The following is a 3102-nucleotide window of genomic DNA, read 5'->3' on the forward strand; positions in this document are numbered from 1 at the left end:
TCGCACTGCCCGCTTTCCTCCCCGCCCGAGTGGGCGAGGGTTCTCGCGGATTTCTGCTGACGTCACTCGGCGGGGTCGACGCGGGACGCGGGTAGCCGAGCGCTATCGGCGGCGTGGGCCGTCTGGGCCTCCGATACGCGCTCGTGCCGCCGCTGACGTTCCTGGCTGGGCGAATGGCCGAAGCGGTCGCGGTAGCTCTTGGTGAAGTGAGGCGGCGAGACGAAACCGCAGGCCATGGCCACGTCGGTCACCGGCATGTGGGTCTGGCGCAGCAGCAGGCGCGAGCGCATCAGGCGCAGATCCATGTAGTACTTCAGCGGCGGGCAGTCGACATAGCGCTGGAAGAGCCGCTCGAGCTGGCGCCGCGAGAGGTTGGCGTGGCTGGCCAACTCGTCCAAGGTCAGCGGTTCCTGCAGGTTGGCCTCCATGAGGGTGGCCACCTCCTCGAGCTTGGGGTGGCTGTGACCCAGGCGCACGCGCAGCGGGTTGCGCTGGCGGTCACCCACGCCGCGAATCCGCTCGTGAATGAACTCCTCGGCGATGGCCTCGGCCAGCGCCAGGCCCTGCTGACGAGCGATCAGGGTGAGCATCATGTCGAGCGGCGCGATGCCACCGGAGCAGGTGTAGCGATCACGGTCGAGCACGAAGAGCTGCGAGCAGAAGGTCACCCGGGGGAACTGCAGCGCCTCGTGCAGGCTCGAGATGTGCTCCCAGTGCAGGGTACAGCGGTAGCCATCGAGCAGCCCCGCCTGGGCCAGCACGTAGCCGCCGGTGCACACCGCTCCGAGCGGGATGTTGCGACCAGCCTGGCGGCGCAGCCACTGCAGGGTGACCCGGTCACAGTGGCGCTGCACCTCCAAACCGGCGCACACCAGCAGCATATCGAGCTGCGGCGCCTGCTGAATGGAGCCGTCGACGCCACTCGCCAGGCCGCTGCTGGCCTCGACCGGAGCGCCGTCGCGACTCAGCAGGTGCCAGCGGTAGAGCGGCGTGTCGGTGAGGTGGTTGGCCATGCGCAGCGGCTCGAGCGCCGAGGAGAAGGCAAGCTGAGAGAACCCCGGCACCAGCAAAAAGCCGATGTCGTAGCGGCCGTCGATCGGCAGTTCCATGGGCCCCATGACACACCTCGCTCACGTTCTCCTCGCCCTTGGTTTAGCGACAACGGAAATGGAGCGCAAGTTGCACGACCGATGATCGCGTGTCGCTGTCACCAAGCCGCCTGACGCCAGCGGGTAAATGCCGGCACCGGCTGGGGAAAATACTGGGAGAAGGCAGGATTCACCCAGCAAGACCGTATCGAGGAGGCAGGGCCATGGCACCTCATTCTCAGGCCGTCGCCGAGGCGGCGTCCCAGCCACTGGACAACCTCACCCTGGCGCGTCAGGCGCGGCTATGGCCCATCGAGGAGATCGCACATCGACTCCATGTGCCCGGCGAGGCCGTGGAGCCCTATGGGCGCGGCGTCGCCAAGCTCGACCCGGGGGCGCTGGATGCCCTGGCGACACGGCCGCGAGGGCGCTATGTGGTGGTCTCGGCGATCACCCCCACCCCCCTCGGCGAGGGCAAGACCACCACCGCCATTGGCCTTGTCCAGGGCCTGCAGCAACTGGGTCACGGCGCGGCCGTGGCGCTGCGCCAGCCTTCGCTCGGGCCGACGCTAGGCCTCAAGGGCGGCGCGGCCGGCGGCGGCCTCAGCCAGGTGGTGCCCATGGAGCGCATCAACCTGCACCTGACCGGTGACATCCATGCGGTCACCGCCGCCCACAACCTGCTGGCCGCCATGGTCGACAACCATCTCCACCACCGCCGCGGCGTCGACCTGGACCCGCAGAGCGTGCGCTGGCTACGCGTGCTCGACCTCAATGACCGCGCCCTGCGCCATGTGGTCACCGGGCTTGGCGGGCGCGGCGACGGCGTGACGCGCCAGAGCGGCTTCGAGATCACCGCCGCCTCCGAGGTCATGGCCGTGCTCGCCCTGGCCGACTCCCTGCAGGACCTGCGCCAGCGGCTGGGGCGCATGGTGGTGGGCGAGACCCATGACGGCGAACCGGTCACTGCCGACGACATCGGTGCGGCCGGGGCCATGACCGCCCTGCTCAAGGAGGCCATCAAGCCCAACCTGCTGCAGACCCTGGAGCATGCCCCGGCGCTGATCCATGCCGGGCCGTTCGGCAATATCGCCCACGGCAATTCCTCCATCGTCGCCGACCGCTTCGGCCTTCACGGCGGCGACTTCTTGGTCACCGAGGCGGGCTTCGGCGCGGACATGGGCGCCGAGCGCTTCTTCAACATCAAGTGCCGCACCTCGGGCCTCACGCCAGACACCGCGGTGCTGGTGGTCACGGTACGTGCCCTCAAGTACCACTCGGGTCGCCATGTGGTGCGTCCTGGCCAGCCGCTGCCCGCCGCCATGCAGGCCGAGAGCCCCGAGGAGGTGCAGGCTGGCGCCGCCAACCTGGTCAAGCAGATCGACAACGTCCGCGCCCACGGCCTCACCCCGGTGGTGGCGATCAACGCCTTTCCCTCGGACCACCCCAGCGAGCACGCGGCCATCCGCGACATCGCCGCGGCCGCCGGGGTGCGCGCCGCGGTTTCGACCCACGTGCGCGACGGTGGCGCCGGCGCCCTGGAGCTGGCCGATGCGGTCGCCGAAGCGGCCGAGGAAGGCGGCGACTTCCGCTTTCTCTACCCCGATACGCTGCCACTGGCCGACAAGATCGAACGCATCGCCACCCGGATCTACGGTGCCGAAGGGATCGCCCTAGCCCCCCAGGCACGCCGTCAGCTCGAGGCGTTCCAGGCACAGGGCCACGGGCACCTGCCGGTGTGCATCGCCAAGAGTCACCTCTCCCTCTCCGCCGACCCCACGCTGTTGGGCGCCCCTACTGGCTGGACCCTGCCGGTGCGCGAGGTGCGACTCTCCGCCGGAGCCGGCTTCGTCTACGCGCTGTGCGGCGACATCCGAACCATGCCGGGCTTTGGCGCCGAGCCCGCTGCCTCGCGCATCGACATCGACGATGACGGCGAAATCGTCGGGCTGTTGTGACTGCTCCCCGCCCTAAGCGCTGACGCGCCACGGGCGAGGCTTCCCACTTCTCAGGC

Annotated in this window: 2 protein-coding genes; one reads left to right on the top strand and one right to left on the bottom strand. The window is 69.4% G+C overall.

Features of this window, described 5'->3' with window-relative positions; genetic code table 11:
- Positions 1 to 62 precede the first annotated feature (62 nt).
- The gene (locus FEF15_RS18985) at positions 63 to 1109 is read right to left on the bottom strand and encodes a GlxA family transcriptional regulator (protein WP_163561012.1); all 1047 of its coding nucleotides are present in this window, start codon (positions 1107 to 1109) and stop codon (positions 63 to 65) included.
- Positions 1110 to 1312: 203 nt separating this feature from the next.
- On the opposite strand from FEF15_RS18985, the gene FEF15_RS18990 reads away from it, so the two are divergent.
- Positions 1313 to 3046: a formate--tetrahydrofolate ligase gene (locus FEF15_RS18990; protein ID WP_163561014.1), complete on the top strand. Its 1734-nt coding sequence runs from the start codon at positions 1313 to 1315 to the stop codon at positions 3044 to 3046.
- Positions 3047 to 3102 lie beyond the last annotated feature (56 nt).

The organism is Halomonas sp. NO4, from assembly GCF_010994375.1.
Classification (GTDB): Bacteria; Pseudomonadota; Gammaproteobacteria; order Pseudomonadales; family Halomonadaceae; genus Halomonas.